The following is a 15,276-nucleotide window of genomic DNA, read 5'->3' as shown; positions in this document are numbered from 1 at the left end:
CGAAAACCACCCTGGCGGGTGGGTTAAAAAGAAAGGCCGACGGCGCCGGAAGGGATGCGATGGAAGCTCGCACCGCCTTTTGAGGTCGTCCGCTTTTTTAGTTGTTGATTGAAAAAGACTTACAAGATTTACCCCTCCCGCTGCGCGGGCAGGGGTGGTTGGGTACCTAAACACTTCAGCAGTCCCAACTTAAAAACTGCACGACCTCTGCGCGGGCAGGGGTGGTTGGATACCGAAACACTGTGTTAGTCAAAACTAAAAAACTGGACGACCTCTTTTCGGGTGAGAAGGGCTGGGGATGAAGGGGTTCAGCAGGCGCACCCACCCCTAAAACAGCGATAAACCTGCACGACCACCCTTGTGGAGGGTGATGCGAACCCGCACAACCTCTCTTTCGGTAGGGTGCAAAAAATCGACATTCCCTCCGACGCCCAGGTTTGGTCACAATACTGGTCTTGCTCTCGAACCCATAAGTCGAGATAGATCAAGCAAGATCGATGTTGACGAGCCGCGAATCCTCTGGATCGCTGTCCTCAATCCCCCCCGAATCCCCACAATTGGAATTGACTGGCATGTTGGACCTTCCTCCTTCGGCACTCCTCACTCCTCGCAACTCTCGGGTGCTGCCCACGGCCGCGCTGACATTTATTTTTGCCTTTTTTGCGTCCCTTTCGGTTGCCGCGACTCCTTCGGCTGAAACGGCATTGGGCTTGAAACCTATCCAAACGGACGTCGAGTACGAGATTCCCGATGCCGCTGCCGCCGCGAAGTGCACCGTCAACGATATCGATCACCCGGAATGGTCAGGCTGGGAGGTTCATGCGGCGGATGGCACGATGTTGCGCCGATTCGCGGACACCAACGGCGATAATAAGGTCGATTTGTGGTGCTATTTCAATTTCGGTGTCGAGGTTTACCGCGATGTGGACAAGGATTTCAACACCAAGGCCGACCAGTACCGATGGCTCGGAACCGAAGGCACTCGTTGGGGCGAAGACGAGAACGAGGATGGCCGCATCGACCGGTGGGTTCAGATCTCAGCGGAAGAAGTGACCGCAGAGGTGGTCTCTGCGATGCGGGACAGAGATCCCGCTCGGTTCGCACGATTGTTGGTCAGCGAAAGCGATCTCAAATCACTTGGGCTTGGCGCCGAGACGAGTCGGCGATTGGCGACCAAGGCAGATCGAGCGGCTTCGGAGTTCACTGATTTTGCGAAGCGTCAGCAAGCGGTGAGTCGCTCGGCGAAGTGGGTTCAATTCGCAGCTGCTACCCCGGGCGTTGTGCCGGCCGGTATCGATGGGTCGACCAAAGACGTCATCGTCTACGAAAATGCAGTCGCGATGTTCGAAGATGGAGGCAAGAATGGCCAAATCTTGGTCGGCACGATCATCAAGGTGGGGGATCGGTGGAAAATCGTCGATTTGCCCAGCGCAGCAGCGGATGGTGACGCCGTGGCCCAATCGGCTGGCAACTTCTTCACTCCGGGTGGAATTGGCGGTGCGTCGGCAGCCGCCGGCAGTGGAGTCAGTTCACAGGCGCAAGAATTGGTGACGCAATTAGAAGAAGTGGATCAAAAATTGGCCGAAGCAGGCGATCCGAAGGACGTTTCTTCGCTGCATGAAGCTCGTGCCCAATTGGTCGCTCGGCTGATCAAATCGACGGACGATCCCGGCGAACGCGACGCCTGGACTCGCCAACTGATCGACACGGTCAGCGCTGCGACGCAGAGCGGTGCCTATCCGGATGGACTCGTTCGTTTGAAGGCGATTGCTCGTTCGCTGGGCGAGGAAAACGAACCGTTGCGTTCTTATGCCGATTATCTGTTGATCGGGACCGAGTATGCCGTTCGCCAAACTCCGGATGCGGATTTTGCAAAGGTCCAAGAATGGTACTTGGAAGCGCTGACCGACTTTGTTGACCAGCACCCCCAGATGCCCGAAGCCGCGCAAGCGATGTTGCAATTGGCCCTCAGCAAGGAGTTTGAGGACAAAGAAAAAGAGGCTCTCGGCTACTACAAGAAAGTCGCGGTTGCGTTCCGAGGTACCGAAGCAGCCGAAAAGGCCGCAGGTGCAGCACGACGTCTCGAATCGGTTGGACAAGTGATTGAATTGCAGGGCCTATCGATCGAAGGCAAGGCGTTTAAGTTGTCCCAACTCCGTGGGCGTCCCGTGGTGATTCATTACTGGGCAACGTGGTGTGAACCGTGTAAACAAGACATGAAGCTGCTTCGCGGGTTGCAGGCTCGTTATGCCAAGGCGGGACTGCAAGTGGTCGGTGTGAATGTTGATGCCACGCGAGAGTCGGCAGGGCAGTTCTTGAAACAAAACTCTGTCCCTTGGATTCAACTGTTTGACGACGGGGGTCTTGAGTCGAGCGACTTGGCCAAAGCGTTTGGTGTTCAGACCTTGCCGACCACGATGTTGGTCGACCAAAAGGGTCGCATGGTCCGACATAACATTCGCGTAGATGATCTCGAAAGCGAATTGGATAAGCTGACGAAGTAACAAAGCGGATCGCAGTACGCTTCGCCTCCCACACGAGGTAGCGATTTTCGACGATGGCGGCCCGAATCCCTCGAGGATTTGGGCCGTTTTTTTTGAGAGCGGGCTCCGTCCAGAAGGGGATGAGCATCGTGGAAGGTTCTCAGCCGGTGACCTGAATCGCGACGGCTTTACGCCGGAAGCCCCAAGCTGCAAACCCAGAGCTTAGTAGTAGAACGCTGGCTGGCTCGGGAACAGCGGAAATCGAAGATCGCCACGCCAGTCCGTAGTCGACCGCTTGATCACGCGACACCTGCAGCGTGTAGGATCCGGCTGCCAGGTCCTGCAAGTAGATGTGTTCGAAGTTATCGACACCGCTGATGCTCTGGTCAATGATCGCATTGGAGGCATCTCGCAGTGTCAGCTCCAAATTGGATAAACTGGCCGAAGAACTCGGGTCGGCATCCGGAATGAACTCGCCGGAAACGGCAGAGGCATTGGTGACCTGGATGTTCCAGCTTAAGAAGATCGACAATTCGTCCATCACGAAGCCTGGGTCGACGTCAAAGCGGTACTGCATGGTTCCGCTGAAATCGATGGCTTCGACAAAATCGTAGCCAAATAGACCTGCGGCGGTGAGGGGTGCCACCAGCGTGCCATTGGTTTCGCCTCCAGCGAGGATCTGGTAGCTGTTGTAAGCGTTGACTTCTCCCGCACCATAGACTTCGTCGATCGGCCGCGTTGCGGTTCGATCCCAAGAAGCAAACTCGTTTTTCGTCGCACCGGCCATCAGGACCGCGCGCATCGTTTCGACATGATCGGCATTCGAGCCGGCAGCTGTCTCATAAAGCATTGCGGCGGTGGAAGAGACCATCGGCGTGGCGCCACTGGTCGTGCCGGAAGGCGCAACGATGTCAGGCCGAGGTCGGCCGCTGCCGTAAAACGTCGTCGGTCCTGATCCATGCCCCCCATCGGTTCGTCCGACGCTGATGGCGTTGTACGAATGAGCGAGCAAGTCCGGGATGCTGCCGCTATTCGTCGAACCGCCAATAATCAGCACATCATCGCGATTGACAAGATAATCGACCCGTTTGGCTAGATCCTCGACTCCGGTCTTGTCAGTGGGCGTCTTCGCATTCGCGATCCAGCTATGGTTCTGCACTTTGAACGGATGAGCCACCGGTTCCGTCTTGCTGACGGATCCCAGTTTGTCATCCAGCCAATCGTTGGCATCGTAATTGGTGATGTTGATCACGCCCGGCGCAATGCTGGCTGTATTTCCGATAAACAAGTTTGCGACACCATCGGCATGGGAATTGACTCCCACGTTCATCCCGCTGCCATCGGTAAACGTCTTGGTCGAAAGTTGAGCGCTTGCGGTGTTTGGCATGTAGCGAATCGTGGTCGGGGGGCCGTTATCGGTGACGCGAGCTTCACCTTGCGACACATTCACGCCGACGCCCGTGGGGGTCGCCGCCCCCAATTCCGCTTGCAGTGCGGTGTAGCCAATGTCATCTTTCCAATCGGCTAGCGCGTCGCCCGGGGACGACCCTGCCATCACCCATGCGACGACCACCACCGCGAACGTGCGACGGTGTGAACGGTTCCAGCAAGGTTTTGAACGCATGGTTGAATTCCGGTTTTCTGGTTTCAAAAGTCGGTTCGTGGTGAGATCATGGATTGAGGCCAGGTCCTGGCCAAACCGACACTCCGTTGCGTTGAAAGACTAATCCAAGCAACGCTTTAGAGTCATCACCGCCATCGCGGTGCCATATTGTTGGTGGTAATCGTAAAGAGGGTAGTCCCACCAACAACCGTTTTTTTCCTGCAGCGGCACCAACAGATCTGCCAACATCGCCTGGTACGGTTCGCGATCGGATGGGGGTAACTGCTCAATGCCCATCGCGGCGTAGTAGTGGCCAAAGTAGTAGAAGTACCCGGCCACTTGGAACCACGATTCGTGTGGCACGGGGCGTTTTCGTCCGATGCTTAGCCAACCATTGCGCTCGTACAATCGGTACAGCCAATGTTTGACCACGTTGTCGGTGATCTCATCGTCGCCCCAAAGACGAAGGGCCAAGTTGCAGCACTGCGATCGGCCAAGACTGCCGCCGGGGCGGTTGATGCCACGCATCGGACGGTCTTTTAGGTATTCGCCATACAGGTAGGTGAAGTCGGGCTTTTGCTGACGCAACGTTGCCGCAATCGCACGGTCAACCAACCGCTTCGGCGGTTCAATCCCAATCGCCTTGGCTTCGAACATCGCGACCAAGATGGCTCCGTTGACGAAGCTGATTGAATCGGTGGTTGGACGCTGAGTCTGATAGCGAAAATCGTAGTAGCCCCATCCGCCATCGACCGATTCATAACGCCGCAGCAGATCCAATTGCTCGCGTAGCAGCGTTTCGATCTTTTCTTGTTTGTTCGGTTCACCACGATGATGGCGGTGTAACCTGACCAATGACTGGATCGAATAGCCGTGTCCCCAAACATTGTAAATCGCCGTCCCATCGGCTCGCCGCAGTTCTGGCAAATGTTGCAACATCCAAGCCTCGCCAAGACCGATGGCACGCTTGACCTGCGCATCCTTTGGATCGGCAACTTCAAGCAATGCCGACAAGCACAACGCCGTCGTCGCGGTCCGAAAGGCATCGTGAGCACCGGGAACGGGCGCAAAGATGTTTAAATTCTTTGTGTTCGTTGCCGATCCCCAAGAACCATTCTGGTTTTGATCGGTCAACAGAAACTGGACACCTCGATCGATCGAAGCTTGAATGGCGTCACCGCCGGGGCCGACAACGTCCGGCAATATGGGGGGCGTGCGGAAATCGAGCGGCTGGATCCGCTGATGCTCTGCTGCCAATTCGCCGGAACCCCTTGGTTGCTGCGCATCGGCGACGACGACGCAAAGTGCGACGGCGAGAACGGATCGCAAGATCGGTCGAAGCCCATTCAAGGCACTCATTTCTTTGCCTCTTTGGTTTCGGATTCATCTACCGCTGGCGCGTTGAGCTCAGGGGCGTCTTCGTGGTTCTTCTTCGTGTCGTTTTGTTTTGCCTCGCGCTGGTCTCTGTTTTCTTTCTCGCCGATCGGTTTGGGAAAGCTAACTTTACAAGTCATACCGGGCACGATCTCCGCAGGGTTCTTCCTACGGTCGATGGACAGAACGCAATCAAACTTATTGCTTGCCAGAGGCACCGACTCGATTGACTTGATCGTTACGGCTAGCTCCGTGCCAGGAAATGCGACCGGCGTTGCGGTTCCCTTGATCCCCGCTTTCAACGATGCGAGCTGTGTTTCCGTCAATTCCGCTCGGATTCGCAATCGCTTCGGATCCACGACGGTGGCGAGCACTTGTTCTGCAGTCGCCTTCGATCCCGTATCCAATGTGCTTGGTTTATCGCTCAATCGGCCCCGAGTCAGTTTACCGTGATAGACGATGCCTTCGATGGGCGACGTGATCACAAAGCGTCGACGCTCTTCGCGAAGTTCTACCAGATCCGCTTGTTGTTTTTCGAAATCTCGCTTTTTCTGGTCTTGTTCGATTTTGCGACGCTGCCGAGCGTCCTTCAGATTTTGAACCGTTTTTGCGTAATCGAGTTCTGCTTTTTCAAGTTTCGCTTCCTCTTTCGCTTGCAGACTTGGGATGGTTTGTTCCAGACTTCGTCGTGTTCGCGTCTCGGTTAGCTTTAAGCTGTACTGGGCATTTTCAACCGCTCGACGTGCTCGCTTCAACACGATCTCCTCGGACTCTTCGGTCAATTCATCTTCCTTGTACATTTTTTCCAGTTGGTGGAGTTCCTCTTGGACGTATTCCAGAGACGCTTTTGCGTTCTTCAATTGGTACTCGGCCGACTCAATTTGTTGTTGGCGATCGATGGCGACAAAATTGTCGAAATCCTGCTTCGCCTCGCGTCGAGTGCGCTGGGCAGCTTCGCGATCCAGGTCCTGCTGCTTGCCGAATTGCTCGAAGGCGAATTCGGACTCCGAGAGGGACAGCTTCGCCAGGGATAGGTCCGTTTCCGCTTTCAGGATGCGCTCGTCGACGGCCTCGGTTTCGAACCACACGACTGCCGCTTTGGGTTGGATGCGAGTTCCATGCGGCACGATCTTCTTGATTACAAGCGAGTCGACTTGTTCGCTGTCGGCTGAGAGTTCGACGGCCACGAGTGATTCGAAAACCGCAGTAATCTCAACGTCCTGTTCCGAGTCATTCTTCGTTGCGTCGTCGGCAAAACCGTGGGAAAGGAGACACAAACAAGTTAAGAGGAGGGGGAAAATACCTTTTCGATAGACCGACATGAGGGTGAGACTCCAAGGGTGAGGTAAATGAGGGGGCTTGCGCTGGAAGCTGTCGTACCGCCATTCTGGACCATTCTGGTGCAGCTTTCCACTAAATTCACAGGCTAACTAGCGCATCGTCTCAATTCAATCTTAGGGTGGTGGACGAGGCAACGAGTCCTCAGCATAGGGCGAATTAGGGAGGACTCGTGGCTATGTTCCCTGCGGCTAACCCTAAATCTCAGTGTTGACAAAAGCACGACGTGCCTTTTGGTTTCTCGTCCCTGAAACCTACTCCGACCTTCCACGGGCCTCTTGATGCCCCTGGCACCCTTACCAATCAGAACGCGCGACTGAAGCGAAAGATGGCCCGAGCACTCGGTCGACTTTCCGCAAAATTTAACTTGTGCAGTTTGACGATCGTGCCGATGATACGGTTAGATACGGACGCACTATGTGAGAAACCTAGTTGATCGTGTGTAGAATCCTTTGTGCCGCAGCATTGTTGCTGCATTCGTTTTTCGGCTGTGGGATGGTGTTTTGCCTCGCCTGCGAGCACGAATTGCATGCGCATTTGGCGTCGGAGCATGCCACGATCGGCGATTGCTGTCACACAGCCTCGCTGGACGCGTGTCGTCACGTCCATGAAACCGATGACAAGGTTGGGTTTGATCCTCCTCGGCTGCTAGGCCCACGATGCTGCGTTTGCGAGCAAGGGCCTTGTGATCGCCAGCCCAATGATTGCCACAATCAAGTGAACCGTTGCTTTTTGGTTCGGTCGCAGTGGAATGCGAAGCCTGCGGCCGTGGTCATTCCGACGGCCGCGTTGACGGCGGATGTTTGTTTACAGGATTTACATCGCCGTTCCGCGAAAGGCCAGCGGAGGGGTGAAGCCACCGGCGTCAGTGCCCCCGTTTCTTTGTGTGCACTCTATTGCACGTGGCGGTTGTAGCAGCTCGACAAAGCCAAAATCTTGGGAAGCGGCGCTGGCGGTCCTTGTTTGTAGCGCTCTGCACGCTGCAAGACACCCTTGGTGTGCTACACGGGTGCCATGACGATTCCCTTTTCGTTGGCCATGCCGTCCTCGATTTTAGAGTAGTGGATTTCGCCAGAAATCCGTAACTCAAATCGTCTTGGAGACTTCTGGCGAAGTCCACGACCTCCCAACTTGCAGTTTTAAACTTGACAGTCCACGAGGGCACCTTACCTGTCTCCTCATCCGCATTGTTTCCGTTAGCGAACCACCATGTCCAACCAACCAACCTTGCTGGTGCGGCTACGCAACGTCGTACTGACCTTCGCTGTGTTATCGATCGCCGTCGTTGTCGGTGGCATGGCTTTCACCGATTTGCCTCAGCGACTCGGCCTTGTCGCGGCCGCAACCGACCCCGATGATGATCATGCCGGGCACGACCACGGCGACGAGCCTACGTCCACCGATCCCCATGCAGGGCACGACCATGCCATTCAAGGTGATTCGAGTGAAAATGCCATTGAGCTGAGTGACCAAGCTCGGGCTAATCTGGGTCTCAAGGTTCAACCGGTGTCGGTGGGGCATTTCTCGAAGTACATCGAGATGCCCGCTGCCGTAACCGATTGGCCGGGACGAACACACATCGCGATCACCTCTCCTTTGACGGGGGTTGTCAACGCGATCTACATCGCGCGTGGCGAATTGATTCAAAGTGACGCCCCCTTGTTTACCTTGCGTTTGACACACCAAGACTTGGTGGACACGCAAGAACAGTTTCTGACATCGCTGGGGCAATTGGACGTGGAGCAACGCGAGATCACGCGTTTGCAATCCGTGGCCTCAGGGGCAATTGCAGGAAAAACGTTGATCACGCGTGAATATGAACGCGACAAATTGCTGGCCAGCATTCGGGCGGCAAAGCAAGCGATGTTGTTGCACGGGTTGACCGAAGTCCAGGTGGCGGAGATCGAGGAGACGCGTGAGTTGATTCGCGAGATTACGATTTACGCGCCGACGTTGCACGCCGATCGCTCGCTGCATCACGACGCGTTGCATGGACCCGGCGAGACACCGCGAGCGTCAGCGAATGCTCGTATCGCTTCGCTCGTCCAGCCTCCACCGATGCATCCCGAGCACATTGATATCGATTTCCTGGTAACCCAATTGAATGTCAGTCGGGGCGAGTCGGTGGAAGCCGGTATGAAACTGGCTCAGTTGTCGGATTACAGCGAGATTCTGATCGAAGGGTATGCTTACCAACGAGACAATGCGGCGTTGAGCCGAGCAGCGAATGCTAAATTGCCATTGCAAGCGGTGATGGAATCCGATGGTGAGGATCCTACCGTGATCGATGATTTGCAGATCGTCTACATCGGCAACGAAGTCAACCCGTTGTCGCGAGCCTTGCCGTTTTTCGTTTCACTCGACAATCAAGTGGAGCGATCCGAGCAGGTCGGCGAACATCGTTACGTCAGTTGGCGATACAAGCCTGGCCAACGAATGGTGCTACGCGTTCCGGTGGAAAATTTGGAGGATGTGATTGTCGTGCCCAAGGGCGCGGTCGCCGAAGAGGGCGCGGAACGATTTGTCTTCGTCGAAAACGGAGACCGTTTTGACCGTATTCCGGTCCACGTTCTGGCCGGTGATTCGATGAACCAAGCGATTGCAAACGATGGGCAACTTTGGCCAGGCCAAACCGTCGCCGTTTCCGGCGCACATCAATTGCAGATGGCGATGAAGAATCAGGCGGGCGGTGGGATGGATCCGCACGCTGGGCACAATCACTGAGGCAGAGCCTTCGAGGGCAAAGTCTTGAACCACTCGTTCACCACCTTTGCAATCCGACGCGCTGCGCTCTTAGCGAAAATGAGTAACCACGTCCCCATTCCCCCTTTCCTATGCCACCATGCTCGACCGCATCATCACCTTCTCGCTGCACAATCGGCTGCTGATCCTGTTTGCCGCCGTCATCATGCTCGCCGTCGGTACGTGGCAGACCGCGCGGTTGCCAATCGATGTCTTTCCGAACTTGAACCGGCCTCGCGTGGTGGTCATCACCGAGGCTCACGGGATGGCACCGGAGGAGGTGGAGGCGTTGATTACGTTTCCGTTGGAGACGGCCTTTAACGGGGCCAATGGGGTGATGGCGGTGCGCAGCACCAGTGGCGTTGGGATCTCGGTGATCTACGTGGAATTTGACTGGAACACCAACATCTACAACGATCGCCAAATCGTTGCCGAACGCCTGCAATTGGCCGCCGAGACGCTTCCGCCCGATACCAATCCCACGTTGGCGCCGATTTCGTCCGTGATGGGCCAGATCTTGATGTATGGCATGTGGAGCGACGGGGAACAGACGCCGCCGATGGAGATGCGAACGCTTGCGGATTGGGTGGTTCGCCAGCGTCTTCTGACGATTCCCGGTGTCTCGCAGGTGTTCACCATGGGCGGTGGGCGAATGCAGTTCCAAGTGTTGGTCGACCCCGATGCCATGCGCACTTACGGGCTGACCATGGATGACGTCTTTCAAGCGGTGTCAAGATCGAACCTGAACGCGACGGGGGGTTACTTGGATGACCAGGGTGCCAATGAGTTGCTCGTTCGCGGGCTCGGACGGGTAACCAGCATTGAGGACTTGCAGCAGGTCACGGTCACGATTCGTGATGGCCGATCCATCACGCTCGCCGACATTGCTCGTGTTGTGAATGCACCACAGGTCAAACGAGGTGATTCGGCAGCTTACGTACGTGGTGCCGACGGCCACGTCGAAGGAGGTCCCGCGGTCATTTTGACGATCAACAAACAACCCGAAGCGGACACGCGAGCGGTGGATGAAGCGGTCGTGCGTGCACTGGCGGATCTTCGGGTTGCATTGCCCGACGACATTCGTATCGAACAGGTCTACTCGCAACGATCGTTTATCGATCGAGCCATCGACAACGTGATCGAAGCACTTGCGGATGGAGGTGCATTGGTTCTCGTGATTCTGTTCTTATTCTTACTGAATTTTCGCACCACCTTCATCACGTTAACCGCGATTCCGTTGTCGATCGTCGCCACGGCGTGCGTTTTTACCTTGTTTGGCCTGTCGATCAATACCATGACCCTTGGCGGATTGGCCGTTGCGATTGGTGAGTTGGTGGATGATGCGATTGTCGATGTCGAGAACATCTTCCGCCGACTGAGAGAAAACCGAAATGCCGACGCTCCGCGCTCGACGCTGAAGGTGGTCTTGGACGCCAGTATCGAAGTCCGCAGCTCGATCGTCTATGGAACCGCCATCGTGGTGCTGGTCTTTATTCCGTTGTTTGCTCTTGAAGGAATGGAAGGAAAGTTATTCGTCCCGTTGGCGATGGCTTACGTTGTTTCACTGCTTGCGTCACTGGCGGTTTCGTTAACGGTCACCCCTGTCTTGGCGTCCTTGTTGCTGGTCGGCCGGCGAGGCTGGCAAGTCGTCTTGCCCATTCTCGCTCTTGGCATTGCCTCTTTATCGGTGCTTTGGATCATTCCGCGCGGGATGGATCTCCTCGGTCTTCCCTTTTCGGCCCCGCATCATCCGGTGGGTTGGATCGCATTGTTAACGCCTGTGGTTTGGTTGCTACTTCAAGGCTTCGAATTCTGGCTCGGTGGCGAGCAAGCCGAAGAAGGGCGATTGATGAACGGATTAAAAAGCGTCTTCGGGGCAGCAATCGAGCTCAGCACGACCTTTGCCACTCCCGTCCTGGGGGTTGCCGCCGTGATCGTTGGATTTGCAGCGATCGGCCTCAGCCAACTCGAGCGAGACTTCCTGCCTCCCTTCAATGAGGGCGCGGTTCAGGTGAACGCCATGCTCGCGCCGGGGACATCTCTTGCAACGAGCAATCGGATCGGTGCGACCGTGCAACGCCGGCTGTTCGAAATCGATGACGTTCAATCGATCGTAAGACGAACCGGTCGCGCGGAACTCGATGAACATGCAGTGGGCGTGAACGTCAGCGAACTGATTCTGGAGATTGCCGAAGGAGCCGACCGCGAAGCGACGATCGATGAAATTCGAGAAGTGATGGCTGATATCCCAGGGGTCATTTCCAGCACCGAACAGCCGTTAGCACATTTGATCAGCCATATGATCTCAGGAGTCAAGGCCCAAATCGGCATCAAATTGTACGGAGACAATCTGGATGTGCTGCGAAACACAGCCGAGGAGATGCAGTCTCGAATCATTGGCATCGATGGGTTGACCGACGTGATTGTGGAACAGCAGACGAACATTCCACAATTGAGAGTTGAATTGAACCGTTCCGCGTTGGTGCAGTACGGGCTAAGACCAGCCGACGTGATGGAGTTGGTGGAAACGGCCATGAACGGGAAAGTCGTTAGCCAAGTACTACAAGGGCAGCGCACCTTTGATTTGGTCGTGCGTCTGGACGAGCCGTTTCGCGAAGACGAAGCAAAATTTAGACGTTTGGCTGTCTCGCTGCCCGATGGCGGTGTGATTCCGCTTGAATCGGTTGCCAACATCTACAACAGTAGCGGTCCCAATTCTATTTCTCGCGAACAGGTGAAACGACGGATTGTCTTGCAGGCGAATGTTGCGGGGCGTGGCGTTGTCGATGTGGTCAGCGACATCAAAGCCGAGTTAGCCGATTTGACCCTGCAACCGGGCTATTTCCTGGAGTACGGCGGACAGTTTGAAAGTCAACAATCGGCTTCGCGTCGGTTGGCTCTTTTGTCGGTCGTCGCCTTGCTCGGAATGTTCCTAGTCCTCTACACCTTGTTTGGCAGCATCAATTTTGCGGTTCAGGTCCTCGTGGCGCTGCCGACCGCGTTCATTGGCGCCGTGGCCGCACTCGTGCTCACCGAACAAAACCTCACCGTCGCTGCGATGGTTGGATTCATTTCGCTTTGTGGGATCGCCAGTCGCAACGGGATCTTGCTGTTGAACCATTACCTGCATCTGGTCCAGCACGAAGGGGAATCGTGGACGCAGGAAATGGTCAAACGAGCGGGTCAAGAACGGATGGCACCCGTTTTGATGACGGCGCTGACCAGCGGGATCGGATTGTTTCCACTGGCACTGGCGGCCGGAGAAACGGGAAAAGAAATCCTGTACCCCGTCGCGACAGTCATCATCGGCGGTTTGTTGACCAGTACGCTGGCGGAGTTCTTCGTTCGCCCGGCCCTGTTCTGGACCATTGGACGCGGTGCTGGCGAGCGAATTGTGAGCGATCGCACGGAAGCATCGGCCAATTCCCTAAGCGAGTAGCCACGGCGCACAGAAAACCCCGTAAAAAACCAAAGAAAACGACGCTCCTTCAATGCTTTGCGGGGCTTTCAAGGCGGAGGGCACGAGACTCGAACTCGCAGCCCCTTGCGGGGTACCTCAGTTCCAATGAGGCCGCTCACCAATTCGCTTACCCTCCGAATGTTTAACCATTCTGAATGGTTTTCGGATTCATCGCAACGGGACGTGTTTTAGTGTAAAACGACTTTTTTGGGACCTCGTCATGAGTGGTCCTCCGTCGACACAAGCGGAGCCAAAGCGGCTTCGGCGAAGCCTTTTTTGGGATCGAATCTGTGGAAAACGCTGCCATCGCGGATGTCTTTGATGAAATGGCGGAATTGATGGAGTTTCGCAGCGAGAATCCGTTTCGCATTCGAGCCTACCGAGGTGGCGCTCAAGCGATTCGGGATCTCGACGAGCCGATCGCAGAAATCGCCAAAGATTCCAATCGAAAGCTGGCGGATCTACCTGGCATTGGCAAGACGCTCGCGGAGAAGACCCTGGTTTTATTGGACACCGGTCGCCTTGCACAACTCGATGAACTTCGCAAGGCGGTCCCACAAGTGGTGGTGCAGATGGCTCGCATTCCTGGTCTCGGCGCCAAGAAGGCGGCCAAGTTGAAGGAGATGCTCGAGATTGAATCACTTGACGATTTGAAACGGGCGTGCCAAGAAGGAACCGTGCGGAAGATCAAAGGCTTCGGTGCAAAGACGGAGCAGGTCATCTTGGACGGACTTGCGATCGCCCAGCAAGCCGCGGAGCGAATCTATTGGGCCAAAGGCGATCAACTGGCACACCAAATCGGCGCCCATATGGATCAGTGCAAGTCGATCACCCAGATGCAATGGGCAGGCAGTTATCGGCGCGGTCGCGAATCGATTGGCGATTTGGATCTGCTTGCCGTTGCCAACGATCGCGGTGCGGCGATGGATCACTTCGAGGCGTTCCCCGGTCGTTCACAAACGATCGCGCGAGGGGAAACCAAGATTTCCATTCGAGTTGCGGGTGCCTTCCAAGTGGACATGCGACTGGTCGAAGCCAACCAATTCGGCGCGGCGCTTCAGTACTTCACTGGCTCCCAAGCACATAATGTCCACCTGCGGCGCATCGCTAAAGAACAGGGGCTGAAGATCAACGAATATGGTGTCTTTCGTAATGAGCAGGAGCTGCAAATTGCGGGCGACACCGAGCAGAGTGTTTATCAAGCCGTTGGGCTGCGATGGATCGAACCTGAATTGCGGGAAGATCGCGGCGAATTCCAGTGGGCTCAGCAGAATGAGCTCCCCAAGCTCATCGAATTGTCGGACATCCTCGGCGACTTGCACATGCATACAAGTGCCACCGATGGGAAGGCGACGCTTCACGAAATGGCCGACGCGGCAATCGAGCGAGGGCTCCGCTACATCGCCATCACCGATCACAGCAAGCGAGTTTCCATGGCGTCGGGCTTGGATCCAAAACGACTGCGACAGCAATGGGATGCGATCGACGCGATGCGCGGCGACTACGAGGGCCGACTTTTGATTCTCAAAGGCATTGAATGCGATATTCTCGAAAAAGGCGGCATGGATTTACCCGATGAATGTTTGGCCGAGGCGGACTGGGTCTTGGCCAGTGTTCACTATGGCCAAAAGCAACCGCGTGATCAGATCACCGAGCGGATTCTCGGCGCCATAGAAAACCCGCACGTGGACTGCATCGCTCACCCCAGCGGACGCCTGATCAATCGGCGCCCACCCTATGAGGTTGACATGGAGGCGGTGATGAAAGCGGTGGTCGCAAACAAGAAAATGATGGAATTGAATGCGAACCCCGCCCGTTTGGACCTCAATGATGTCCACTTGGCGGCCGCAAAACGCCATGGCATTCCTATTGTGATCAGCACCGACGCGCACTCGATCGATGGATTGGATGTGATGAAGTACGGCATCAAGCAGGCGCGCCGCGGAGGTCTCGAAAAAGCGAATGTCGCGAACACGAAGTCCTGGAACCACATCAAGAAGCTGCTCACGCCTTGAACGGTGTTGAAGTAACAAAAGATACGTCTCGCTGAACGCCACCGGGCGCGAGGTCGCGCCTGAGGCTTGCATTTGAAACCTTCCTTCCCCTCCTCCTTGACATTGGTTAGGTCTCCAACCCCTACCCGCGCGGCGCTCGTTGTACCGCGCATCTCGGGTGGTGTCCAATACATCTGCGGGGTAGGTGACGAGATTTCGCTCTGGTCTTTCGACAAACCGCTGCGAATGATTGTTGCCTTGCGGTTCGCGCTGGTGCTGCGA

The 15,276-nt window shown here is 55.8% G+C and carries 8 protein-coding genes and 1 tRNA gene; 5 read left to right on the top strand and 4 right to left on the bottom strand.

All coding sequences use genetic code 11. The annotated features are described in order from the left end of the window. The first annotated feature begins 572 nt into the window (after positions 1-572). Positions 573-2,504 carry a TlpA disulfide reductase family protein gene (locus tag Poly41_RS00045; protein ID WP_146523901.1) on the top strand — a complete coding sequence of 644 codons (1,932 nt, stop codon included), beginning with the start codon at positions 573-575 and terminating at the stop codon, positions 2,502-2,504. 139 nt (positions 2,505-2,643) lie between these two features. Here the strand turns inward: Poly41_RS00045 and Poly41_RS00040 are convergent, their stop codons facing one another. The 3 genes from Poly41_RS00040 to Poly41_RS00030 form a co-directional block, all read right to left on the bottom strand. After that, positions 2,644-4,107 (bottom strand): PEP-CTERM sorting domain-containing protein, encoded by a 1,464-nt coding sequence (locus Poly41_RS00040; protein ID WP_146523900.1) that lies wholly within the window; start codon positions 4,105-4,107, stop codon positions 2,644-2,646. A 99-nt stretch (positions 4,108-4,206) separates the two neighbouring features. Beyond that, positions 4,207-5,445: a prenyltransferase/squalene oxidase repeat-containing protein gene (locus Poly41_RS00035; RefSeq protein ID WP_231615287.1), complete on the bottom strand. Its 1,239-nt coding sequence runs from the start codon at positions 5,443-5,445 to the stop codon at positions 4,207-4,209. Then, entirely contained in the window at positions 5,442-6,782 is a 1,341-nt protein-coding gene (locus tag Poly41_RS00030) for an HlyD family efflux transporter periplasmic adaptor subunit (RefSeq protein WP_146523899.1), read from the bottom strand. The genes Poly41_RS00035 and Poly41_RS00030 overlap by 4 nt, the downstream gene beginning before the upstream one ends. 454 nt (positions 6,783-7,236) lie before the next feature. Here Poly41_RS00030 and Poly41_RS00025 point away from each other — a divergent pair, with 454 nt between their 5' ends. The 3 genes from Poly41_RS00025 to Poly41_RS00015 all read left to right on the top strand — a co-directional run bounded on the left by Poly41_RS00025 (position 7,237) and on the right by Poly41_RS00015 (position 12,979). Next, positions 7,237-7,713, top strand: a complete 477-nt coding sequence (locus tag Poly41_RS00025; protein ID WP_146523898.1) for a hypothetical protein — start codon at positions 7,237-7,239, stop codon at positions 7,711-7,713. Between the two features lie 294 nt (positions 7,714-8,007). Further along, positions 8,008-9,522, top strand: a complete 1,515-nt coding sequence (locus Poly41_RS00020; RefSeq protein WP_146523897.1) for an efflux RND transporter periplasmic adaptor subunit — start codon at positions 8,008-8,010, stop codon at positions 9,520-9,522. A 118-nt stretch (positions 9,523-9,640) separates the two neighbouring features. After that, the gene (locus Poly41_RS00015) at positions 9,641-12,979 is read left to right on the top strand and encodes an efflux RND transporter permease subunit (protein ID WP_146523896.1); all 3,339 of its coding nucleotides are present in this window, start codon (positions 9,641-9,643) and stop codon (positions 12,977-12,979) included. Between the two features lie 74 nt (positions 12,980-13,053). Here Poly41_RS00015 and Poly41_RS00010 read toward each other — a convergent pair. Further along, positions 13,054-13,136 (bottom strand) — tRNA-Ser (locus tag Poly41_RS00010). A 154-nt stretch (positions 13,137-13,290) separates the two neighbouring features. On the opposite strand from Poly41_RS00010, the gene polX reads away from it, so the two are divergent. Further along, the gene (gene polX / locus Poly41_RS00005; protein WP_146523895.1) at positions 13,291-15,015 is read left to right on the top strand and encodes a DNA polymerase/3'-5' exonuclease PolX; all 1,725 of its coding nucleotides are present in this window, start codon (positions 13,291-13,293) and stop codon (positions 15,013-15,015) included. Positions 15,016-15,276: the final 261 nt, after the last annotated feature.

Source organism: Novipirellula artificiosorum (assembly GCF_007860135.1).
GTDB lineage: Bacteria > Planctomycetota > Planctomycetia > Pirellulales > Pirellulaceae > Novipirellula_A > Novipirellula_A artificiosorum.
This window is presented reverse-complemented; position numbering and strand designations above follow the sequence as displayed.